The organism is Cronobacter sp. EKM101R, from assembly GCF_963888145.1.
Lineage (GTDB): Bacteria > Pseudomonadota > Gammaproteobacteria > Enterobacterales > Enterobacteriaceae > Cronobacter > Cronobacter turicensis.
In genome coordinates, this window is the sequence record NZ_CAWPHW010000072.1 from 23,072 (window position 1) to 45,511 (window position 22,440).

Below are 22,440 nucleotides of genomic sequence, written 5' to 3' on the forward strand. Positions count from 1 at the left end.
GACTGACTGACTGACTGACTGACTGACTGACTGACTGACTGACTGACTGACTGACTGACTGACTGACTGACTGACTGACTGAAATAATCCCCCTCCTTGTTATATCCGCTTTCAACAGAAAATGAACCATAATTCCAGGGTTTATCGTATGATGAAACTGGAATGTTTATAAACTCATTATGTTCACCAACTGCTTTGTTATAAGCCAAAATATTTAGTCTGTTGTTTAATGCAATATTACCGCACAAGATGTGGTAAATGGGCGGTTGGGGCTCAAAACAGATTATTGTGCCAGCATGACATATTTTTGATAACGGAATGGTGTGTAATCCCATATTTGCACCAATTTCTAAAACATTGCTATCGCTCCTTAATAGTAGCTTGTATAGGTCAACTTCAGTTTCACTCCACTCACCATAATTTGAAGCATAATTCGAAATCATGTCACCTCTTAATAATATGAATTTCCCCCATCGCAAATCTTTTATAAATGTCCTCATTATGTCTCCTTTTGCTGTTGTGATAATGTTTTTACGATTTATTGCAGAGTGTTTTTTCAGACATATACCATTTACACCAAAAGAAAGCAATTTCCGGTATTGATGAAGATGTTACTAAAATAAAGAAGGGAGAGCCAGCCTGAGACGTTGCCAGTTATGGTGTTGCTCTGGGGAGGATGACACATACTGAGCGATGTGGATTACGTCGAAACCAGCGCGAACGTGGTGGAGAGGGACTATACCTGCGCCAGCAGAGTGAGGCAAGCCGAAAGGGACGCCGTGGCATCATGGCCAACAACTGCGGCCGCATGGTGACGCTCAACATGGGCTTCCCACCCGCTACCAGCGACACGCGCAAAACGGAAAACCAGTATGCGGTTGCCGGTGAGACTGAGAAGCTGCTTTTTGGTAGCCGATGCGACATATCTGCAACGCGATTATTCGCCATTAAAGCCCCGGGCCGGGGCTTTAATGGAACCTGAAATTAAACATCCTTTTTAACTTTTCCCCATTCTGATTTGACCTTATCCCGAAAAGATTCTTTAGGGGCTTGCTTGCAGGCTTCAATCACCATGGGGGTAACTTTAGTAATGCCATCTACATCAAGTACAGCAGATTCTGCTTTATCCTCTTTGTAGATATCCTCGATGAAACTAACAGCTGTGGGCTGAAAGCTGGCGTCCAGAGCCAGGAAATCCTCACATGTCCATGTGCTTACCGGTTTCTTATGGGCCTGCTCTTTATTGTCCGAAGCCTGGCTGAAGGATGAGAAGGTAAGCAGAGTGGTTAAACCAACTAATAATAACTTACGTTTCATTGTGTCGTCTCCGTGGGTGAAGTAGACATTTCCTGTATCAAATATAGACGTTGAATTTTATTTTTCCAGGATGTGGAGATATATACTGACCGACGGCTGTAATAAAATGATATCGCTGTCACTAATAAAGAATCAGAGCAGGAAGGAAGTGTTGGAATATTATCTTTTTGATGCCGCTTAAGTTATTGAAAATAATGCAAGGCATAAAAGGTCATCTTTTGTGCTATTGCTGTAAATTATTGATTTTGATTTGTTTTTCTTCGGTCTTGAAAACCGGCGACCCGAAAGGGTTCCAGAGTTCGAATCTCTGCGCTTCCGCCAACCAATTTAAGGGGATGCCGAAAGGCGTCCCCTTTTTCATTTGAACGTTTTGCCTCGCACGCGCCATCAGGGTTTTCTTAACGATTTTCGGTAAACTTGTTACTGAAGACAACGCGCCCGCCGCGTGCAGCGCCGTAAAACCGCATTACTTCTCTCCTGAACCGTCAAGTCTGCTTACATCTGCCCATTACCCTCTGCTTGTGTCTGTCTCTTCCGTGCGTAGCATCTGCCCTTTAACACGCTGTTAAATAAACGCTTCTCGCTGAAGTCAAGCGGGCAGGCGGTTTCAGGGAGAGAAACAATGGCATCGCTGCAGACGATTTTAGCGAGTTGTCGGGCAGGGGCAGAGGAGCTCGCCGCACAGGCGCAGGCCCGTCTCGCCCTCTGGGAAAAATGGCTGCAACCCCTTTCGGCGGATTTCCCTACCGGCGACGATCCGGGCTATGACGACGATTTCCAGCAGATCCGCGAAGAGGTGAATAAGCTTTCCGGCGCGGATATCACGCTTATCGGCGAGCTGGCGGAAAAAGTGCTGACCACGTCAGCCAAGGATATTCGCGTCGCGACGTATTACGCCTGGGCGCGGCTGCACCGCGACGGCGAAGCGGGCTTTGCCGAAGGGCTGGAGCTGCTCGCCGCGCTGCTTACACGTTTTGGCGCCGCGCTGCACCCGCAACGGGCGCGCAGCCGTCAGGCGGCGCTGGAGTGGCTGGCGTGCTCACGCGTGCTCGACAGCCTGTCGCTTTACCCGGAAGTCACCCGGGATGACGCCCGGCGCACCGCGGGCGCGCTGTTGTTGATTGAGCAGGCGCTGGCGCAGGAAGATCCCACCGCGCGCGCGCCGCTCACCGCGCTTTACGGCGCGCTGGAAGCGCGACTGATGAAAGCGGGCGGCGTGGATGCGGTGGTCCCGCAAACCACCAGCGATAGCGGCGCGTCGCAGGCGGCAACGGCGCCCGTTATCGGCGCCATTACCTCCGGGCGCGATCTGCTGGATCAGGCCCGCCTGCTTGCTGACTATCTGCGTAATCAGCCCGACGGCTGGCTTGCCGCCCACCGGCTGATGAAATCCCTGCGCCACGACACCCTTCACCAGTTGCCGCCGCTCTCAGGCGACGGACGTACCCGCATTGAACCGCCGAAGGCCGATCAGCGCGCCTTGTTAAAACGGCTGTGGCTTCAGCAGTGCTGGCTGGAGCTGCTGGAGCAGGCCGACAGCCTCTTCGCGCGCGGCGGCAGTCATTTGTGGCTCGATGTGCAATGGTATCTTCATGAAGGGCTTGTGAAATCGGGGCAGGAGACGCTCGCGGCTATCATTCGCGCCGATCTGAACGGGCTGTTAAACCGGTTGCCGGGCCTTGAGACGCTCGCCTTCAGCGACGGTACGCCGTTTGCCGACGACGTGACGCAGCACTGGATAGCGCAACAGGTGCGGGAGCGGTCGCAGGATCCCGATGTCACGCATGCAACGGAGACGTGCAGCGCCGGAGATGACGAGGTGCTGCAGCTGGAGCCGGAAGCCGTCGCGCTCGCCGACAGCGACGGTATCGACGCGGCGCTCGGCTGGCTACAGACCCGGCCCGCGCTCACCACACCGCGCCAGCGCTGGTTACTGCGTCTGCTAATGGCGCGTCTTGCCGAGCAGTACGGCAAAAACGATCTGGCGCTGCATCTGCTGGCCGGGCTGGATGCGAGCGCAGCGCAGATGACGCTCTCACAATGGGAACCCGCGCGGCTTTTTGAAGTGGGGGCCAGGCGGTTACGGCTGCTGCGCATGAAGGCCGGGCGCAGCGAGGCGGATAAGGCGCGTCTGCAAACCGATATGGAGCAGCTATTGGCGGGGCTTATCGCTATCGATCCGGCGCGCGCCGCCGTTTTGTGCAGTTAAACCGGTACATCACATCACTCAGGGAAGGAGACACCGATGCCCGAAAACCCTCGCGCGCCGTCGCTTTACGAGATCCTGTACGGCAATTTCGCAGGCGGCCTGCCGCTGGATGTTGTCAGCGAAGAGAATCAGGTGGTCTTGTCGGTGCTTGATAACATGCAGCGCATTCTGAATACCCGCGCCGGCAGTCTCAAGCATCTGCCCGATTACGGCATGCCGGACATGACCAAAATTCTTCAGGGCATGCCGGGTACGGCGCATCAACTGATCGGCGCGCTCTCCGCCGTGTTGCTGAAGTACGAGCCGCGGCTGAAGCGTCTGAACGTCGTGATGCTCCCGCAAACGATGCCCGGCGAGCTGCGCTACGCCATCGACGCCGAGTTAAAAGGCGTGGGGCTGGTGCGCTACGGTACGGAATTTATGCCGGAAGGGCGTGTGTTGATCCGCCACCTCAAACAACAACAGTTTATGGATAACCGCGCCGCGCGCTGAGCGGCTTTACGACAGGGATATCATGGAAATCCTCACTGAACGTCATCTGAAAACCGGCGGCGATCCACGCCTGCTGCCGGACTACGCCGCGCTTCGCGAAGAACTCGGCAAACTCACGCACCCGGCGCGCCCGGATGTGAACTGGCGCCGTGTCGAGCAGTTATCGCTGCTGCTCTTTGAGCGCAACGGCGTCGAGCTGCAAACCGCTGCAGCGTATACGCAGGCCCGTTTGCGCTTGCTGGGGTTGCCTGGCCTGAACGAAGGGCTGGCGATTATCGACGCACTCATTGCGCGCCAGTGGGGCAACCTGTGGCCGCAGCCGGTGCATGCGCGCATGGAGATTTTAAGCAGCCTCAGCCAGCGCGTGCAGCAGACGCTGCGCACCATGCCGCTGCGCTATGCGGATCTCGGCGCGCTCTATCAGGCGGAGCAGCACGTGACGAACATTATCGCGGTGCTGGAGCGCCTTGAGCTTAAGCATCTGAGTCAGATGGACGCGCTGCGTCTGCATCTGCATAACGCGGCGGCGCGGCTGGAAAATGACGCGGAGCAGGGTGATGCGCCGCCTGTCGTACAGAATGCGGCAGACGGTAGCGAAGCGCGCGTCGACGACGTGCGCCGGGTATATGTCGCCGCCAGCGCGCCAGCGCCAGACGTGACACCACCTCAACCGCCAGTGCGACATGGCCTGAAACCCTTTATCGCCGGTATGGTCACGATGCTGGTGGCGGGCAGTGCGGTGCTGATGGGCTGGCAGGCGTATCACCGCCCCAATCCGGCGCAGGTGCGAATAGCGGCGTCGCTTCACGCCTGGCCGCAGGTGACCGCCAGTTCAGCGCTCACGCCGGAACTGGCGCGCCAGCTCGACGCCGCAACCTTACTGACACAGACGCGCCAGCGCCTCGACTGGATGGCGGCTCAAGCGCCGGATCGCAATATTCGCTTTGCCTGCGCGCTGGCGCGGCAGGCAGGCGCGCTCTTGCCGCAGCATCCACAAGCGCAGGCGTTGACCCGCCAGTGGCGTCAGCAGATGAGCGCCAGCGCGATGCCGCTGCAAAATCTGGAGGGCTGGCGCCACGGTATGACGCAGCTTGATGAGCTTACCGCCAGGCTTAACGCGCTCGATGAGCGGCGGGGGAAATACCTGACTGGCAGCGAGCTTAAAACGATGGTGTTTAACATTCGCCAGGCCTTTGCCGCCATGCCGCCCGCCGAAGAACTGCTGCGCCAGATGGCCGAACAGCGCCAGCAGGGGGTTGTGCCGACCGCGCTGCGCCAGGAGACCGAAACCCGGCTCAATCAGTTGCTCTATCGCTACGTTCTCCTGACGCCACCCGCGGCGGATAACATCACGCCGTAGCCTGGCGTGAGCTGGCTCGTCCTGCAACAGGCAAAAAAATCCTGCCCGATGGGCAGGAAATTAACAGTATCAGGGGATTCACATCGAACCTGCACCTCAGGAGGAGTGAGTACACGTTTGCAGTGTGGTCAGCCGGTAGCTGGCATCTCTGCACTTGAGCAGATTCTCAACGATACCAGGGCGTTAGCGCCTGACGTACCGCGCCGATAAGGCGCTTTTTCCATGCCACCGTCGAGGTGCGGTACTGTAAAAAGAGGCTACCGAGCGCTTTTTCATCGTCCAGCTCCAGCACAGAGAGTTGGGCGTTATCTTTGAGCGTGGCGAACCATGGCCAGGGCACCACCGCCAGCAGCGGCGCTTCGCGCAGCGCGCCGGGGAGCTGGGCGTAATCGGTGCAGATAAACGCCAGCCGTCGCGCCAGTCCGCCGCGCGCAAGCTGGCGATCCAGCTCGTTGTCCTGCTGCGGCCACGGATGACAATAGGCATGTGGATAGTCGCACAGTCCCGCCAGCGTCAGGCTGGTCTGTCCGGCAAAGGCATGGCGAAGCGGCGGGCCATAAAGGATAACCAGCCGCGTTTGCCCGATGCGCTCATAGTGCAGCGCGCTGAGTTGCTTCTGGTGATCGCCCACCGCCAGCAGCAGATCAATCGAACCCTCCACCAGATCGTCTCGCCAGGCGCGTCGCTCGAATGCCATGCACTCAATACTGGCCTGAGCCTGATGCGCTTTCTGCGCCAGCACCGGCGTCAGCAGCGTATTGAGCGCAGGCGGCATGACCACCCGAAAGCGCCGATCGTGCGGCTGCGGCTCGCCGAACATCTCTTCATTCAGCGACACAAACAGCGGCACCAGTTTGTCGCGCAACCCCAGCGCGAAAGGTGTCGGATGCTGACGGTTTCCTTCGCGGCGAAACAGTGGATCGCCCAGCGCCTCGCGAAGCCGTGCGAGCGCATGACTCACCGCAGAGGGCGTAATATTCAGCCGCTGCGCGGTTTCCCCGGTCGCGCCCGTCTGTAGCATCACGTAGAGCACTTTCAGCAGGTTCATATCCAGTTGCAGGATATTCATCAAATGCCATTCCAATTGAACAGGATTAAAAAGGTGCTGATTATACTGCCTCTCCTTACTCAGGAGATGCTAATGAAACCCCGTACTGCGCTTTTTTCTTGTTTAATGTCACTGATCTCTGTCTCTGCGCATGCCGCGCTCGATCCCGCCCAGCCGCTGGCCGAGGCACCGCCGTATTCACTTTTCGAGGCCTGGGCTAAACCGGTCAGGCCCTTCGCCATCTGGCCCGGCGTCTGGTATGTCGGCACCGAAAATCTCTCGTCGGTGCTCCTCACCACGCCGCAGGGCCATATTCTGATTGATGCGGGTCTTGATGCCAGCGCGCCACAGATCAGGCGCAATATTGAGGCGCTCGGTTTCCGTCTCACCGATATTCGCTATATCGTGAACAGCCATGCGCGGCTCGACCAGGCGGGCGGTATCGCACGCCTGAAAGCCTGGAGCGGCGCGCACGTCATCGCAAGCCATGCTAATGCAGCGCAGATGGCGCGCGGCGGCAAAGAGGATTTCGCGCTGGGCGACGCGCTGCCGTTCCCGCCCGTGACGGTGGATGTTGAAGCACAGGACGGGCAGCAGTGGCATCTGGGCGGCGTCACGCTGACGGCGATTTTCACACCCGGCCACCTGCCGGGGGCGACCTCCTGGAAAGCGACGCTCGCCGATGGCAAAACGCTTGTCTATGCCGACAGCCTGGCGACGCCAGGGTACCCGCTCATTAACAACCGCAACTATCCGGCGCTGGTGGAGGATATCCGCCAAAGCTTTGCGCGGCTTGAGGCGCAACAGGTGGATATCTTTCTTGCCAACAAAGGGGAGCGTTTTGGCCTGATGGACAAAATGGCGCGTAAGGCGCAGGGGGAGAATAACGCGTTTATCGACCCTGAAGGAGTAGCGCGCTATGTGACGCAATCGAGGAATGCTTTTGAGAAACAGCTGGCGGCGCAGCGCGCGCAGCCCTGAAACGAAGCCCTCTGCGTGCGCAGAGGGCTAATAAGTCAGACGTTCTTACGTTCGATCGTCTGTTCGCCCCAGAAGAGGGAATCTTTGTCGGTTTTCTTAAAGGCGCGGATCAGCACTTCATCGCTACCTTCTTCCCAGATTTTCTCGGCCATAACCTCATCGTAATCGGCCACTTCAAAAATCGCTTCAGCGATTTCAGGGGACGTATTACGCAGGCTGGCCCATTCCCCCACGTGATGGGTTTTCGATTCTTGTGTTGGCATGCTTTCCTCCAGTGAAGTGAGTGAGTTAGCCTTTCATTTTGACGGCGAGGCCCGCCACGTATTCACCCTGATAACGGGCGATCGCCAGTTCTTCCTGACTTGGCTGGCGTGAACCGTCGCCGCCTGCGATGGTAGTCGCGCCGTAAGGCGTTCCGCCGCGAACCGTGGAAATATCAAAGAGTTCCTGCGCCCCATAACCGATAGGCACAATGATCATTCCATGATGAGCAAGGGTAGTCCATGTGGAGGAGATTGTGTGTTCCTGCCCGCCGCCGGTGCCGGTAGAGCTAAAGACGCTCCCCAGTTTCCCGTACAGCGCGCCCGAGGCCCACAGGCCGCCCGTCTGGTCAAAGAAGGTACGCATCTGGCCGGACATATTGCCAAAACGGGTCGGGGTACCGACGATAATCGCATCGTAATCCGCCAGCTCTTGCGGCGTGGCCACCGGGGCGTTTTGCGTTTTGCCGCCCGCTTTCGCGAACGCTTCCGCCTGCATGGTTTCCGGCACGCGCTTAATGGTCACTTCCGCGCCCTCAACCTTTTCAACGCCTTCCGCGACCGCGTGCGCCAGCGTTTCGACATGCCCGTACATGGAATAATAAAGCACCAGAACTTTCGCCATCAGCCTTGCTCCTGTATCAGTGTTTGCCACAGCCTGTATCGCTGCGCTCATCTATAAAGCATATGCTTCCGGCGGCAGAGTGCAAACTGGCGCGAAAAAAAGCTTTAAAAATAAGATCTTATCTATAAACAGGGTATTTGTAGCATCAGGTCACATTTTCCCATCCCTGAAATTTTTTAATCATAAGAATAGTTTATTAATCGTTTCGTCAGATTCTTCACCGAAACGCCAGATTGATGTTGCTAAATGTTTCCGAAAAGTGGCGAAGTTATAGGCCCTGGCTAAGCTTTTAATCACGCGGCAACGATAACGGCTCCGGCCAGCGCCGTGAGGTGAAAGAATCCTCTTTTACTGAATGCAGTATGATGTCTAATGATTCACACAATCTGGAGGTCAGAAATGGCAAACCATCGTGGTGGTTCAGGTAATTTCGCAGAAGATCGTGACAGAGCATCAGAAGCAGGTCGTAAAGGTGGCCAGCAGAGCGGCGGGAACTTCAAAAATGACCCGCAACGCGCTTCCGAAGCTGGGAAAAAAGGGGGCAAAAACAGTCATGGCGGCGGCCGTAGTTAGCGCCACGCATGACCGTTATTAACCGCCTTATCTGAAAGCGTAAAGGTTAATAGCAACCCCCTCACCGCCGGGCACTCCCGGCGGTTTTTTTATGCCTGCGAGGGTGGGTCCTGCGGCGTAAGCACTGGCTCAGCCGTGTGCGCCTGTTTGCGGCTTAACAGCGCATTGAGCGCAATCGCCCCGAATGTGGCGGTGCCGATACCGCCGAGCGTAAAGCCGCCCACCGTGAGCGCGAAGTCGCCCGCCCCCAGCACCAGCGTCACCGCCACCATAATTAGATTGCCGTTCTGGCTGAGATCGACATGGTTCTGCACCCAGATACGCGCGCCCGCGACCGCAATCAGCCCGAACACCACAATCGACGCGCCGCCGATAACCGGTGCCGGAATAGTGTGGATCAGCGCGCCGAATTTCGGCGAGAAGCCCAGCAGCAGGGCGATGACCGCCGCCGCCACAAAGACCAGCGTTGAGTAGACTTTCGTCACCGCCATCACGCCGATATTCTCCGCATAGGTCGTCACACCGCTGCCGCCCACCGCGCCGGAGAGCATCGTCGCCAGCCCGTCGCCGACAAACGCGCGCCCCATGTACGGGTCCATAGTGCGCCCGGTCATGCCCGCCACCGCTTTCAGATGCCCGAGGTTTTCGGCGATCAGAATCACCGCCACTGGCGCAATCAGCATGATGGCCTGCACGTTGAAGGTTGGCGCGGCGAAATGCGGCAGCCCGAACCACGCGGCCTGCGCCACCGGCGTAAAATCCACCGGCTTGCCGAAGCCCAGCACATTGGTGAAAAGCGCGTACAGCGCCCAGGCGGCGATAAGCCCCATCAGGATCAGCAGCCGCTGCACCATGCCGCGCGTAAACACCGCCACGAGGCCGATACAGAGCACGGTCATTACCGCCATCCAGCCGTCAAAGCCGCTGGCGGAGACGCTTTTGACCGCAATCGGCGCGAGGTTAAGCCCGATGGCCATCACCACGGCGCCGGTCACGACCGGCGGCATCAGCCGTTCTATCCAGCGCGTACCCGATTTCATGACCACCACGCCGATAAGCGTATACAGCAGGCCGCAGGCGATAATACCGCCGAGCGCCACGCTCATATTCGGGTTCAGCCCCTGGCCGTTAAAGCCGGTCGCGGCGATCACCACCCCCACGAAGGCGGCGCTGGAGCCGAGATAGCTGGGCACCCGCCCGCCGGTAATCACAAAAAACAGCAGCGTGCCGATGCCGGACATCAGGATCGACAAATTCGGGTCGAGCCCCATTAAAAGCGGCATCAGCACCGTCGCGCCAAACATCGCCACCGCGTGTTGCACGCCCATGACCAGCGTCTGGCCGGCGGAGAGCGTTTCATCCGGGGCCACCACGCCGCCCGCGGGGCCGGCAGGTTTACGCCAGCGAGGAAACCAGGAATTGGCCATGTGTATCTCCTGTGGAGCTAAGAGGCGAGCCCGCAGACGGGGCGCGAGAGGGCGTGATAATGCCGGTCAAACCAGACCAGCCCGTGCGTATCGTCGTTGCGTGAGATCTCAAGCACCCGGCACAGCAGTACGTCGTGGGTGGAGACCGGCACAACCTGTTCCACCCGACAGTCGAAGGAGACGACCGCGCCGTCAAGCTGCGGAGAGCCGGTGACGCCGCGACGCCAGTGGGCGGCGGCGAAGCGTTCTTCCATCGGCGTTTTACCGCCGAAGAGACCAGAGAGCGCCTCGTGCCCGGCGGCGAGCGTGTTGACGCACAGCTGACCGTTGGCCTGAAACACCGGCCAGACAGAGGCGTTGCGGTTCAGGCACACCAGCAGCGTCGGCGGGCTGTCCGTCACGCTGCACACCGCCGAGGCGGTAAAGCCCGCCATGCCCGCCGGGCCGTCGGTAGTCACAATATTCACTGCCGCCCCGAGCCGGGACATCGCATCGCGAAAAGCCTGTTGTTCACTCATAACGCCTCCTTAAACGATCGCGCACGCGTCTTCAAAGGAAAGACGCGGCAGGCGCGGGTGCAGTTTATCCGCATCGCCATAGCCAATATTGATAAGCAGATTGCTCTTCCAGGGAGTGCCGCTGAAGAATTCGACATCCACCGCCGCACGGTCAAAGCCGGACATCGGGCCGGTATCGAGCCCCAGCGCGCGGCAGGCCATAATCAGATACCCGGCCTGTAGCGAGCTGTTGCGAAACGCGGTCTCCTCAGCGACCGCCGGGCTTGAGGTGAACCAGGCGCGGGCGTCGGCGTACGGGAATAGCGTCGGCAGCGCCTCGTAGAATTCGCTGTCCCAGGCGACGATGGCGGTCACCGGGGCCTGCATGGTTTTCTCAACGTTGCCGCTGGAGAGCGCGGGCTTCAGGCGGGCTTTGGCCTCCGGCGTTCTGACAAATAGCAGCCGCCCCGGCGAGCAGTTGGCCGAGGTAGGGCCGAGGCGCACCATCTCATAGAGATCGCGCAGCTGCGCGTCGCTGACCGGCGTTTCCCGCCAGGCGCTGTGGGTGCGGGCGTCGGTAAATAAGGTGGCGAGCGCGCTGGCGCTCAGAGCTTCGCTCATACGGTCTCCTTGTGAGGCGCGGATGTAAGTGCCGCAAGCCCGGCATAAAGCAGAGAATGAAAGGGTTGCGGCGCGGTGACGTTGCAGGCGTGGCCGCCGGACGCCATGACATCGAGACGGCTGTGGGGCAGCGCCTCGTGCAGCGCCTGCGAACAGGTCCACGGCACCAGCACGTCATCGCGCGCGCAAATCAGCTGGACCGGCGTGGTGACGCGCGCGGCGCGCTCGCGATAATCGGCGGTTTTCAGCGCCCACAGCCTGCGCAGCAGGTTTTCGGTGCCCTGAAAATGGGCGTTATGCAGCGCCTCTTCGGCCTCGAGGCGCGGCTGGTTTTCCTGTGCCCACTGCGGCGGGTAGAGGAACAGCGGTTGCGCGGAGATATACGCCGCCGGGCCGCTGTCGAGCAGCAGCCGCTCGCGGGCGTCGAAGCAGCGGCGCGTCCAGGCGCCGAGCGACAGCCAGCCGTTAATGATAACCAGCGCGCTGACCGCCCCGGGATACGCCAGCGCCAGTTCAAGGCCGACCAGCCCGCCAAGCGCATGGCCGAGCACCGCATAACGGCCCACGCCGTGGAGCGCCAGCGCGCGGTGCAGCTCCTGCGCCATGTCGGCGAGCGTATAGCCCTCCGGCAGCGTATCGGCGTTGTCGCCGGTGCCGCGCTGGTCATACACCACCACCTGATACGCCTCACTGAGCGCGTTCTGTTGCGCCAGCCAGTAGCCGCCAAGGCCGCCGAGGCCTGAAATCATCACCATCACTGGCGCGCCGGGGAAGGGAGCGTCGCTTATACGCAGTTTCATCATGCGCCTCCTGACGGCCCGATATGGGCGACCGTCGCTATCTCCACCAGCGCCTCCGGCTTCACCAGCCCGCACTGAATACAAAAGCGCGCCGGTTTGTCGCCGGGGAAAAACTCCGCGTAAATTTCGTTAATCGCGGCGTAGTTTTTCCAGTCGGTAATAAAAATCGAGTTGAACGTCACGTCCTCCATCGTTCCACCCGCCGTTTCGATAACGCGCCGGATCGTCTCCAGCACATGACGGGTTTGCGCCTTTGGGTCGCCGGGATACACCACATTGTTGGCGCTATCAAATGGCAGCGTGCCGGAGACATAGACCACGCCATCGGCGAGCGTGCCGGGCACAAACGGCGCGATGGGCGTGCTGGTGCCGGGCGGAATAATGATCTGTTTTGGCATAACGGCTCCTTACGCGATGCGGGCGAGGGCGGAGGGAGAAAGCGCGTCGCAGAAGCGCTGTACGTCGCTCACCCAGCCGAAAAAGGTTTCGATATTAAACAGCGCGGCCTGCTGGGCGAACGGCGGCCCGGCCTGGTGCGTGGCGTCTTCCAGCACCACGCCGAAATACTCCAGGAAAAAGCCGTCGCGCAGCGTCGATTCCACGCAGACATTGGTGGCGATGCCGGTAAAGACCAGGTGGCGGATATTGCGCGCGCGCAGCATGCTATCGAGCGGCGTATTGAAAAAGCCGCTGTAGCGTGGTTTCGGCAGTACGATATCGCCGGGAAGCGGCGTGAGTTCATCCACCAGCTGATAATCCCAGCCGCCTTTCGCCAGCAACGTGCCGTGCAGCTCCGGACGGCGGCGCATGGTTTTCAGCGCGTTCGATTTATGGAAGTTTGGCGATCCGGGGCCGCCCGCTTCGAGATAGTCGCTGTCCCAGCCGTTCTGGAACCAGACGATGGTCATGCCCGCCTCGCGCGCGGCCGCCACGGCGGTTTTAATGTTCTCAATCACCGGCGCGGTGGCCGAGACGTCAAACCCCGCCAGATCCAGATAACCGCCCTGGCTTGCGTAGGCGTTTTGCATATCCACCACAATCAGCGCGCTCTGTTCCGGCGCGAAGCTGAGCGCCTCCGGGCGCGCCATCAGATTCACCGTGTTCATCAGGCCACCTCCTGCGTCACGCGCAGATGATCGCGACAGCGCATCAGCGGCTGGATATGTTCGCCAAAGGCGTCGATGCCGGTCAGGAAATCGTCGAACGTCAGCAGCACGCCTTCGGTGCCCGGCACCGCGGCGACTTCATCCAGCATCCGCGCGACGCTCGCATAGGAGCCGACCAGCGTGCCCATATTGATATTGACCGCCGAGGTCGGGTCCGCCATCTGGCGCACGTTGGTATCCGCGCCGGAGCGGGTATCTTTCTGGCTCTGTTCGGTGAGCCACGACAGCGCCTCTTCATCGGCGCCGGCTTTGTAGTGCTCCCATTTGGCGCGCGCCGCGTCGTCGGTTTCGTCGGCGATCACCATAAACAGCACATAGGAGCCGACGTCCCGCCCGGCTTTATCGGCAGCGGCTTTCATCCGCGCGGCGGTCGGCGCGAAAGCGGCAGGCGTATTCACGCCTTTGCCGAAGCAGAAGTTGTAGTCGGCGTGCTGTGCGGAAAACGCCATGCCCGCGTCGCTCTGGCCCGCGCAGATCACTTTCATCGGCTGCTGCGGGCGTGGGCTGACGCGGCAGTCGTTCATCGTAAAGTAGTCGCCTTTGAAATCGCTCTGACCGGTGTCCCAGAGGTCGCGCAGCACGTGGACATATTCGGTGAGGTAGTCGTAGCGGCGCGAGAAGTACTCATCGCCCGGCCACAGGCCCATCTGTTCATATTCCGGTTTCTGCCAGCCGGTCACGAGATTCACGCCAAACCGTCCGCCGGAGATGGAGTCGATGGTTGACGCCATACGCGCCACAATCGCGGGCGGCAGGGTGAGCGTGGCGGCGGTGGCATAAATCTGGATGCGCGATGTCACGGCGGCGAGGCCCGCCATTAAGGTGAACGACTCCAGATTGTGATCCCAGAATTCGGTCTTCCCGCCGAAGCCGCGCAGTTTGATCATCGAGAGCGCAAAATCGAACTGCTGCTGTTCGGCTTTCTGCACGATGGCTTTATTTAGCTCGAACGTCGGCATGTATTGCGGGGCATGGGTGGAGATCAGCCAGCCGTTATTTCCGATAGGCACAAAGACACCAATTTTCATCACGAACCTCTCTTTTGCGGGTAAAAGAACCGTCGCGTGGCGTTGCATCCTGCACGTCCCGTGCCGCGCTCAGAGAGGGTTTTGCAAAGTGAATGCCAGTTTTGAAAATGCTTTTGTTATCATTGTGTTGCTTAAGTGTGTTGTTTTTGCGCCTGAAAAAACGGACTAAACGGTCAAAAACGTTGCACAGAAAACAGGCAGCGTTGCGCAATCAAAGTGCAGCGAGGTCGAGCCGCCGTCGCGCTTTTGCTATGCTTGAGCAAAACAGAAGGAGAGGGCGCATGGCACAAGGCGCGCAAAAAGAGACGGGCAAGCGTTCAAAGGCGGTAGCGGCGAAGAAACAGGCTATTCTGGACGCCGGGCTGACGCTGTTTTCCCAGTTTGGCCTGCATGGCACCAGTCTGGAACAGGTCGCGGAGCGCTCAGGCGTTTCCAAAACTAATCTGCTCTACTATTTTCCTTCCAAAGAGGCGCTGTATGTCGCCGTGCTGAAGCACATTCTGGATATCTGGCTGGCGCCGTTGCGGGCCTTTCGGGCGGATCTGCAACCGCTCGCGGCCATCAGCGAATACATTCGCTTAAAGCTTGAGGTCTCGCGCGATTTCCCGGAAGCCTCGCGCCTGTTCTGTCTGGAGATGCTCCAGGGCGCGCCGCTTTTAATGGCCGAACTGCAGGGCGATTTAAAAGCGCTGGTGGAGACCAAATCGGCCATCATCAGCGGCTGGGTGGCAAGCGGCAAGCTGGCCCCCGTCGATCCGCACCATTTGATTTTTATGATCTGGGCCACCACCCAGCACTACGCTGATTTCGCGACCCAGGTAGAAGCCGTCACCGGCGCGACGCTCGCCGACGAGGCGTTTTTTAACCGCACCGTCGAGAATGTTCAGCGAATGATTATTGAAGGTGTTCGGGTGCGGTGAAGTAAAACGGGCGTCGGCTTGCGGCGCCTGTTTTACGGAAAATGCCTCTGAGAAGTGAGCCCAGGTGAGGCGTAATATTAAGCGGAAATAAGATCTGTCATTAACAGGGAGTTATACAGATGGGTAATGCCGCTTTTAGCCTGAGCAAAGGATTAGGACTAGCAACGGGGATTATCGCGGCCACGGTGGCGTTGAGCTTTATTCCAGGCCGCTCTGTAAACATTATCGCGGTGCATCAAAACCCCTATACAGCGGCGGTGATTGTGGAGCGTCTGCCCTGGCGCGATTGCGATAAAATAGCCTGGTGGCGTGATAATGAAAAACGTCTGATTAAGCACTATTCCCTCAAAATCGATAACCCTCGCGGCGCGTTAGATTACTTCGTCTATGCCTTCGGGGAGGGTTATCAACCGGAAGGTGACGCCGATCGGTTGTGCTTTGAAGAAATAAAAAGCCCTTCTCGCTGTATCGATAAAAACCTGCTGATGGTTGTGACGCAAAACCGTGCGGGTGAGCAGATATTTTTGATTGATCAATATCGATATCAAGTGATGCGTGATGGCGAGCTGCAAAAGCAGCCGCTTATCAAACCCGGAGATATACGTTAATACTTCCTCTCCCAAAGAAAAAGGCGCCCGCGGGCGCCTTTCGTGTTTATTAACCGTCAGCCGATGGTCATCAGGCTGGCGTTGCCGCCTGCGGCGGCGGTGTTGACGCTAAGCGAACGCTCAAGCCACAGGCGCTCCAGCAGCAGGTTGGTTTCTCCGCGTGCGAAGCCCTGAACCGAAACAATCGCGCCCTCGCGCGCGGCTACTTTCTCACACAGCGCGCGCAGCTGGTCGGAATCGCCGTGATAAATCACCGCATCGAAGAACTGGCTGAACAGCACGTCCGGTTTGGCAAAGTCGATAATCGCGTTCACGGCGGCCGGAAGCTGTTTGGCCAGCGTGCGTTGCAGCGGCTCGTCAACCCACAGTACGCGGCTGCCCGCGCTGGTGGCCGCGGCGAGCTGCACCAGCAAGTCCTGCTCGTTATCCGCCAGGCACAGCACGCGCTCGCGCGGCAGCAGGGTATACGTGTTGCGCTCGCCGGTCGGGCCCGGCAGGGTGCGCTGCACGCCACTTTGCGACAGAGCAAGGTAGCGCTCGCATAACGCTTTAAGCTCCGGACGGCCTGCGGCCCATTCGGTCAGCGCCTGATGCGGGCGCGTAATCAGCGCTTTGACCTGCGCGTCCTGGGCGTAGCGGGCGTCGTGACGCTCAAGCGTCGTCTGCACCGCCGCTTCCGGACGGCTCGCCAGCAGGCGGTAGAGATAGAGCGGCCCGCCCGCTTTCGGCCCGGTGCCGGACAGCCCTTCGCCGCCGAACGGCTGCACGCCGACCACGGCGCCGACCATATTGCGGTTCACATACAGGTTGCCGACGTGCGCGCTGCCGGTCACCTGCGCGATAGTTTCATCAATACGCGTGTGTACGCCGAGCGTCAGGCCGTAGCCCGCTTTGTTGATCTGCTCAATCAGCCCCGCCAGGTTGTTGCGGTTGTAGCGCACCACGTGCAACACCGGGCCGAAGACCTCTTTTTTCATCTCATCAAAGCTTTCGAGCTCAATCAGCGTCGGCGTGACAAACGTGCCGGTCTGCCATTCACGCGCATCAAGGCTGTTGTCGCGCGCGGCCTGGAAGACTTTGCGGCCTTTGGCGCGCATTGTCTGGATGTGGCGCTCGATACCGGCTTTGGCGTCGGCGTCGATAACCGGCCCGATGTCCGTCGTCAGACGGCCAGGGTTGCCCATCCGGCACTCGGCCATCGCGCCTTTCAGCATGGTCAGGGTGTGGTCGGCGATCTCTTCCTGAAGGCAGAGCACGCGCAGCGCCGAGCAGCGCTGACCGGCGCTGTCGAACGCCGAGGCGACGACGTCCACGACCACCTGCTCAGTGAGCGCGGAGGAGTCGACAATCATGGCGTTCAGCCCGCCGGTTTCCGCGATAAGCGGCGTCGGGCGGCCCTGCGGATCGAGACGGTCTGCAATGTTGCGCTGCAAAAGCGTCGCCACTTCCGTTGAACCGGTGAACATCACGCCGCGTACGCGCGGATCGCCCGTCAACTGCGCGCCCACGGTTTCGCCGCGCCCTGGCAGCAGCTGTACCACGCCCTGCGGCACGCCTGCATCCAGCAGGATCTGAATCCCCTGGGCGGCGATAAGCGGCGTCTGCTCCGCCGGTTTCGCCAGCACGCTGTTGCCTGCGGCAAGCGCGGCGGCCACCTGGCCGGTAAAGATAGCCAGCGGGAAGTTCCACGGGCTGATACAGACCACCGGCCCGAGCGGGCGATGGGTTTCGTTATCGAAATCATCGCGGACCTGGCCTGCGTAATAGCGCAGGAAGTCGACCGCTTCGCGCACTTCGGCAATGGCGTTGGCGAAGGTTTTACCGGCTTCGCGCACCAGAATGCCAATCAGCGTCTGGGTCTGGTCTTCCATCAGCACGGCGGCGCGCTCAAGGATAGCGGCGCGCTCCTGCGGCGGGGTGGCGAACCAGATAGGCGCGTTGTTGACCGCGCTTTGCAGCGCCTGCGCCACTTCGGCTTCGGTGGCTTCACGGGCGTAACCGACGATATCGCGCGGCTCGGCGGGGTTGATTACCGGCGCCAGTTCGCCATCGTCCACGGCGTCTTCCAGCATCGGCAGGGCGCGCCATTTTTGCAGCGCGCTGTTCAGCAGCGACGAGGAGAGCGACGCCAGGCGGTGTTCGTTCGCCAGATCAAGCCCGGCGGAGTTAACGCGCCCTTCGCCGTAGAGATCCTGCGGCAGCGGAATTTTCGGGTGCGGCAGACCGACGCGGCCTTCCTGCGCCGCCAGCTGTTCGACCGCGCTGACCGGGTCGGCCACCAGATCGTCCAGCGACAGCGTATTATCGGCGATGCGGTTCACAAACGAGGTGTTGGCGCCATTTTCCAGCAGACGGCGCACCAGGTAGGCCAGCAGCGTTTCATGGGTGCCGACCGGCGCATAGATACGGCACGGACGGTTGAGTTTGCCGTCGCTGATTTTACCGACCACCTGTTCGTAGAGCGGCTCGCCCATGCCATGCAGGCACTGGAATTCATACTGTCCAGGGTAGTAGTTCTGGCCCGCCAGGCTGTAGATTGCTGCCAGCGTATGGGCGTTGTGCGTGGCGAACTGCGGGTAAATCAGGTTCGGCACCGCCAGCAGTTTCTTGGCGCAGGCGAGGTAGGAGATGTCGGTGTAAACCTTGCGGGTGTAAACCGGGTAGCCCTCAAGGCCTTCCATCTGGGCGCGCTTGATTTCGCTGTCCCAGTAGGCGCCTTTCACCAGACGGATCATCAGACGACGGCGGCTGCGAGTGGCGAGATCGATCAGATAATCGATAACGAACGGGCAGCGCTTCTGGTACGCCTGAATTACAAACCCGATGCCGTTCCAGCCCGCCAGCTCCGGTTCGAAGCAGAGTTTTTCCAGCAGATCGAGGGAGATTTCCAGACGGTCGGCCTCTTCGGCGTCGATGTTAATGCCGATGTCATACTGGCGCGCCAGCAGCGTCAGGGATTTCAGGCGCGGGTAGAGCTCTTCCATCACGCGATCGTACTGCGCGCGGCTGTAGCGCGGGTGCAGGGCGGAGAGCTTAATCGAAATACCCGGCCCTTCATAAATGCCGCGTCCGTTAGAGGCTTTGCCGATGGCGTGAATAGCCTGCTGGTAAGAGACCATATAGGCCTGTGCGTCGGCGGCGGTGAGCGCCGCTTCGCCCAGCATATCGTAGGAGTAACGGAAGCCTTTCTCTTCAAGCTTACGGGCGTTGGCCAGGGCCTCGGCGATGGTTTCGCCGGTCACGAACTGCTCGCCCATCAGGCGCATCGCCATATCCACGCCTTTGCGGATCAGCGGCTCGCCGCTCTTGCCGATGATGCGGTTGAGCGAGCGCGACAGGCTGGCTTCGTTGTGGGTCGAGACCAGACGGCCGGTAAACAGCAGGCCCCAGGTGGCGGCGTTGACGAACAGCGACGGGCTGCGGCCAATGTGCGAGTGCCAGTTGCCATTACTGATTTTGTCGCGGATCAGGGCATCTCGCGTGGCTTTATCCGGAATACGCAGCAGCGCTTCAGCAAGGCACATCAGCGCCACGCCCTCCTGCGAGGAGAGTGAAAACTCCTGCAACAGGCTCTGTACCATACCGGCGCGGCCGGAGGCGGTTTTCTGGTTGCGCAGCTTTTCGGCAAGGCTCCAGGCGAGCTGGTGGGTTTTTTCCGCGACCGGCTGCGGCAGGCGGGCCTGCTCCAGCAGCATCGGCACCGCGTCGGTTTCCGCACGTCGCCAGGCGGCGGTAATAGCCGCACGGCTGACAGACTGCGGCTGGATCTGCTCGGCGAATTCGAGGAAAGGCTGGTGGCTCTCTTCCACCGGCGCTGCGGCCTCGTCGCTTTCGTTCGCCGCGCCCGCCAGCAGCGCAGGCAGCTCCGGCAGGCCGTCGCTGTTTTCCAGCTGTTCCAGATAATTAAAAATGGCCTGCTTAATCAGCCAGTGCGGCGTGCGGTCGATTTTCGTCGCGGCGGATTTAATGCGCTCGCGGGTGGCGTCGTCCAGCTTGACCCCCATCGTAGTGGTGCCCATGCCCTTACTCCTGTGTCTCGGTCTGTATAAAAAGGGGAACGATCGGCAATATCCATCATGTTGCAACTTTGTGCAACCTTGTTAATTGTGACCTCACCAGCAAGCTTAAAAATGAATGAAATGTTAAATATGAAATCGCTATGACGCATGGGCTAAAAGGCGGTTATAAGCTCAGAATTCGGGGCTGGTTAACATTTTTTACAGGTGCAACCCGGAAAAGCGTGAGCGAGTGCAACCTCTCAAAAAATGTACAGGTTTCACAGATGCAAAACATGTGAATGGTGTGTTAAATCGATTGTGAATAAAAAACGCTTCCGGCAGGATACTGCCGCCACACGAAACGACAATAACGCCACCGCTACGTTCCGGCGGTGATAAACGGGGCGACCCGGCAATAACGCGGAGAAGTGAAATGACGACGAGTACACCGATGCTGGTGACTTTCTTTATTTATATTTTGGGGATGATACTGATTGGGTTTATTGCGTGGCGTTCCACCAAAAACTTTGATGATTACATTCTCGGCGGGCGCAGTCTGGGGAGCGTCGTCACCGCGCTGTCTGCGGGCGCGTCGGATATGTCGGGCTGGCTGCTGATGGGCCTGCCGGGCGCGGTGTTTCTCTCCGGGATCTCCGAAAGCTGGATCGCCATCGGGCTGACGCTCGGGGCCTGGGTTAACTGGAAGCTGGTGGCGGGGCGTCTGCGCGTTCATACCGAGCACAACAATAACGCCCTGACGTTACCGGATTATTTCACCGGCCGTTTTGAAGATAAGAGCCGTCTGCTGCGGATTATCTCGGCGCTGGTGATTTTACTGTTCTTCACTATCTACTGCGCCTCCGGCATCGTGGCGGGCGCGCGCCTGTTCGAAAGCACGTTCGGCATGAGCTATGAAACCGCGCTCTGGGCAGGTGCCGCAGCAACCATCCTTTATACCTTTATCGGCGGGTTCCTGGCGGTGAGCTGGACCGATACCGTGCAGGCGAGCCTGATGATTTTCGCGCTGATCCTGACGCCGGTTATCGTGATTTTCGCAGTCGGCGGCCTGGACGATTCGCTGGCGGTCATTAAGCAGAAGAGCATCGAAAATATCGATATGCTCAAAGGACTCAACCTGGTGGCGATTATTTCGCTGATGGGCTGGGGACTGGGCTACTTCGGCCAGCCGCATATCCTGGCGCGCTTTATGGCGGCGGATTCTCACCATACCATCGTGCACGCACGTCGCATCTCCATGACCTGGATGATCCTGTGCCTTGCAGGCGCCGTGGCCGTTGGCTTCTTCGGTATCGCCTACTTTACCGAGCATCCGGATCAGGCCGCGGCGGTGAACCAGAACGGCGAGCGTGTGTTTATCGAACTGGCGCAGATCCTCTTTAACCCGTGGATTGCCGGTATCCTGCTGTCGGCGATTCTTGCGGCGGTGATGTCAACGCTGAGCTGCCAGCTGCTGGTCTGCTCCAGCGCCATTACGGAAGATCTCTACAAAGCGTTCCTGCGTAAAGGCGCGAGCCAGAAAGAGCTGGTATGGGTCGGTCGTATGATGGTGCTGGTGGTGGCGCTGGTCGCGATTGCGCTGGCGGCGAACCCGGAAAACCGCGTGCTGGGCCTGGTGAGCTACGCGTGGGCGGGCTTTGGCGCGGCCTTCGGCCCGGTGGTGCTGCTCTCGGTGATGTGGTCGCGTATGACGCGCAACGGCGCGCTGGCGGGCATGATCATCGGCGCGGTGACGGTTATCGTCTGGAAACAGTTCGCGTGGTTTAACCTTTACGAAATTATTCCGGGCTTTATCTTCGCAAGCCTCGGTATCGTGGTGGTGAGCCTGATGGGCAAAGCGCCGTCGGCCTCGATGCAGGCGCGCTTTGAAAAAGCGGACGAGGAGTACCACACGCCCGCGCCGTCTAAGCTTCGCGCTCACTAAGCGTTTCAACAAACCCGCCGCCTGGCGGGTTTTTTCTTTCTCATCAATCCGGTAGCTTGCCAGACGCCGCGATTTACGCTGTTATCTTCGCGTTCACCCATAACAAAAAAGGACAGGATGATGGCGATTCGCAAGGTTATCGTTTCACTCGCGCTGGCGGCGACGCTCGCTGGCTGCGCGCCGCGCGCAGCAGACCAGGCGCAGAGTTGCGCCGCGCAAAACCGCATGACGCAAACCACGCTGTACTTTGGCCTTAACCGGCCGTCCGGCCCCGTAATTACGGGCGAAGAGTGGCAGCGCTTTGTGGATAACGATGTTACGCCGCGCTTTCGCGACGGGCTGACGGTGTTTGACGCGCGCGGGCAGTGGCTCGGTAACGATGGCAAGGTGGCGCATGAGCCGAGCAAGGCGCTGATGCTTATTCACAGTAATGACAGCGCGAGCGAGAAGGGGATTGAAGCGCTGCGCGGAATTTACAAATCGCGCTTCGCGCAGGAATCGGTCATGCGCGTCGATGAGCGCGTGTGCGTTCAGTTCTGAAAAAAGGCGGGGGAGACCCCCGCCTTTA

Annotated in this window: 23 protein-coding genes; 10 read left to right on the forward strand and 13 right to left on the reverse strand. The window is 59.4% G+C overall.

The window, feature by feature from the left end; all coding sequences use genetic code 11:
• Positions 1 to 500 (reverse strand): FkbM family methyltransferase (locus tag AACV31_RS22475; RefSeq protein ID WP_165156248.1); only part of this gene is annotated, 500 nt, incomplete at its 3' end.
• Positions 501 to 787: 287 nt separating this feature from the next.
• Between AACV31_RS22475 and AACV31_RS22480 the strand changes: the two genes are divergently transcribed.
• Positions 788 to 982 (forward strand): hypothetical protein, encoded by a 195-nt coding sequence (locus AACV31_RS22480; protein ID WP_165156246.1) that lies wholly within the window; start codon positions 788 to 790, stop codon positions 980 to 982.
• Positions 983 to 984: 2 nt separating this feature from the next.
• Here AACV31_RS22480 and hdeA read toward each other — a convergent pair whose 3' ends face one another.
• Positions 985 to 1,317 (reverse strand): acid-activated periplasmic chaperone HdeA, encoded by a 333-nt coding sequence (gene hdeA / locus AACV31_RS22485; protein ID WP_165156244.1) that lies wholly within the window; start codon positions 1,315 to 1,317, stop codon positions 985 to 987.
• 622 nt (positions 1,318 to 1,939) lie between these two features.
• Here hdeA and tssA point away from each other — a divergent pair.
• Genes tssA through AACV31_RS22500 form a run of 3 tightly spaced genes read left to right on the forward strand, consistent with a single transcriptional unit; the run spans position 1,940 to position 5,378 of the window.
• Positions 1,940 to 3,526 carry a type VI secretion system protein TssA gene (gene tssA, locus AACV31_RS22490; RefSeq protein ID WP_165156234.1) on the forward strand — a complete coding sequence of 529 codons (1,587 nt, stop codon included), beginning with the start codon at positions 1,940 to 1,942 and terminating at the stop codon, positions 3,524 to 3,526.
• A gap of 36 nt (positions 3,527 to 3,562) precedes the next feature.
• Positions 3,563 to 4,018, forward strand: a complete 456-nt coding sequence (gene tssE / locus AACV31_RS22495) for a type VI secretion system baseplate subunit TssE (RefSeq protein ID WP_165156224.1) — start codon at positions 3,563 to 3,565, stop codon at positions 4,016 to 4,018.
• A gap of 22 nt (positions 4,019 to 4,040) precedes the next feature.
• Entirely contained in the window at positions 4,041 to 5,378 is a 1,338-nt protein-coding gene (locus AACV31_RS22500) for a VasL domain-containing protein (RefSeq protein WP_165156222.1), read from the forward strand.
• 166 nt (positions 5,379 to 5,544) lie between these two features.
• On the opposite strand, the gene AACV31_RS22505 is transcribed toward AACV31_RS22500, so the two are convergent.
• Positions 5,545 to 6,447 (reverse strand): LysR family transcriptional regulator, encoded by a 903-nt coding sequence (locus tag AACV31_RS22505; protein WP_165156220.1) that lies wholly within the window; start codon positions 6,445 to 6,447, stop codon positions 5,545 to 5,547.
• Positions 6,448 to 6,519: 72 nt separating this feature from the next.
• Here AACV31_RS22505 and blaCSR point away from each other — a divergent pair, with 72 nt between their 5' ends.
• Positions 6,520 to 7,407, forward strand: coding sequence for a CSR family subclass B3 metallo-beta-lactamase-like protein (gene blaCSR / locus AACV31_RS22510; protein ID WP_255491316.1), 888 nt, complete (start codon positions 6,520 to 6,522; stop codon positions 7,405 to 7,407).
• 35 nt (positions 7,408 to 7,442) lie between these two features.
• Here blaCSR and AACV31_RS22515 read toward each other — a convergent pair whose 3' ends face one another.
• Together AACV31_RS22515 and wrbA are read right to left on the reverse strand one after the other, a co-directional pair.
• Positions 7,443 to 7,670, reverse strand: coding sequence for a YccJ family protein (locus tag AACV31_RS22515; RefSeq protein ID WP_004385405.1), 228 nt, complete (start codon positions 7,668 to 7,670; stop codon positions 7,443 to 7,445).
• 25 nt (positions 7,671 to 7,695) lie between these two features.
• Positions 7,696 to 8,292, reverse strand: coding sequence for an NAD(P)H:quinone oxidoreductase (wrbA, locus tag AACV31_RS22520; RefSeq protein ID WP_161589026.1), 597 nt, complete (start codon positions 8,290 to 8,292; stop codon positions 7,696 to 7,698).
• Positions 8,293 to 8,691: 399 nt separating this feature from the next.
• Here wrbA and AACV31_RS22525 point away from each other — a divergent pair, with 399 nt between their 5' ends.
• The gene (locus AACV31_RS22525; protein WP_032981312.1) at positions 8,692 to 8,865 is read left to right on the forward strand and encodes a general stress protein; all 174 of its coding nucleotides are present in this window, start codon (positions 8,692 to 8,694) and stop codon (positions 8,863 to 8,865) included.
• Between the two features lie 89 nt (positions 8,866 to 8,954).
• On the opposite strand, the gene rutG is transcribed toward AACV31_RS22525, so the two are convergent.
• From rutG to rutA, 7 genes are read right to left on the reverse strand one after another with little or no spacing between them, the layout of a single operon-like run.
• Entirely contained in the window at positions 8,955 to 10,292 is a 1,338-nt protein-coding gene (gene rutG / locus AACV31_RS22530; protein WP_007768914.1) for a pyrimidine utilization transport protein G, read from the reverse strand.
• A 17-nt stretch (positions 10,293 to 10,309) separates the two neighbouring features.
• Positions 10,310 to 10,810, reverse strand: coding sequence for an NADH-dependent FMN reductase RutF (gene rutF / locus AACV31_RS22535; RefSeq protein ID WP_165156216.1), 501 nt, complete (start codon positions 10,808 to 10,810; stop codon positions 10,310 to 10,312).
• A 9-nt stretch (positions 10,811 to 10,819) separates the two neighbouring features.
• Complete coding sequence (locus AACV31_RS22540; RefSeq protein WP_161577078.1) at positions 10,820 to 11,410, reverse strand: malonic semialdehyde reductase; 591 nt, start codon at positions 11,408 to 11,410, stop codon at positions 10,820 to 10,822.
• A complete protein-coding gene (gene rutD, locus AACV31_RS22545; protein WP_161589024.1) occupies positions 11,407 to 12,210 on the reverse strand; it encodes a pyrimidine utilization protein D in 804 nt (267 codons plus the stop codon). The genes AACV31_RS22540 and rutD overlap by 4 nt, the downstream gene beginning before the upstream one ends.
• Positions 12,210 to 12,608, reverse strand: a complete 399-nt coding sequence (gene rutC, locus AACV31_RS22550; protein ID WP_146377138.1) for a pyrimidine utilization protein C — start codon at positions 12,606 to 12,608, stop codon at positions 12,210 to 12,212. Before rutC ends, rutD begins: the two co-directional genes overlap by 1 nt.
• Before the next feature lie 9 nt (positions 12,609 to 12,617).
• Positions 12,618 to 13,316: a pyrimidine utilization protein B gene (gene rutB, locus AACV31_RS22555; protein ID WP_165156214.1), complete on the reverse strand. Its 699-nt coding sequence runs from the start codon at positions 13,314 to 13,316 to the stop codon at positions 12,618 to 12,620.
• Positions 13,316 to 14,404 (reverse strand): pyrimidine utilization protein A, encoded by a 1,089-nt coding sequence (gene rutA, locus AACV31_RS22560; protein ID WP_075198834.1) that lies wholly within the window; start codon positions 14,402 to 14,404, stop codon positions 13,316 to 13,318. The genes rutB and rutA overlap by 1 nt, the downstream gene beginning before the upstream one ends.
• Before the next feature lie 281 nt (positions 14,405 to 14,685).
• Between rutA and rutR the strand changes: the two genes are divergently transcribed.
• Both rutR and AACV31_RS22570 read left to right on the forward strand, forming a co-directional pair.
• Positions 14,686 to 15,324 carry an HTH-type transcriptional regulator RutR gene (gene rutR / locus AACV31_RS22565; RefSeq protein WP_007768928.1) on the forward strand — a complete coding sequence of 213 codons (639 nt, stop codon included), beginning with the start codon at positions 14,686 to 14,688 and terminating at the stop codon, positions 15,322 to 15,324.
• 119 nt (positions 15,325 to 15,443) lie between these two features.
• The gene (locus tag AACV31_RS22570) at positions 15,444 to 15,932 is read left to right on the forward strand and encodes a DUF943 family protein (protein WP_165156212.1); all 489 of its coding nucleotides are present in this window, start codon (positions 15,444 to 15,446) and stop codon (positions 15,930 to 15,932) included.
• A 56-nt stretch (positions 15,933 to 15,988) separates the two neighbouring features.
• Here the strand turns inward: AACV31_RS22570 and putA are convergent, their stop codons facing one another.
• Positions 15,989 to 19,951 (reverse strand): trifunctional transcriptional regulator/proline dehydrogenase/L-glutamate gamma-semialdehyde dehydrogenase, encoded by a 3,963-nt coding sequence (gene putA, locus AACV31_RS22575; RefSeq protein ID WP_165156210.1) that lies wholly within the window; start codon positions 19,949 to 19,951, stop codon positions 15,989 to 15,991.
• A 412-nt stretch (positions 19,952 to 20,363) separates the two neighbouring features.
• On the opposite strand from putA, the gene putP reads away from it, so the two are divergent.
• Both putP and AACV31_RS22585 read left to right on the forward strand, forming a co-directional pair.
• Entirely contained in the window at positions 20,364 to 21,872 is a 1,509-nt protein-coding gene (gene putP, locus AACV31_RS22580; RefSeq protein WP_165156208.1) for a sodium/proline symporter PutP, read from the forward strand.
• Between the two features lie 117 nt (positions 21,873 to 21,989).
• Positions 21,990 to 22,412 (forward strand): DUF3574 domain-containing protein, encoded by a 423-nt coding sequence (locus AACV31_RS22585; RefSeq protein ID WP_185155294.1) that lies wholly within the window; start codon positions 21,990 to 21,992, stop codon positions 22,410 to 22,412.
• The last annotated feature ends 28 nt before the right edge of the window (positions 22,413 to 22,440 follow it).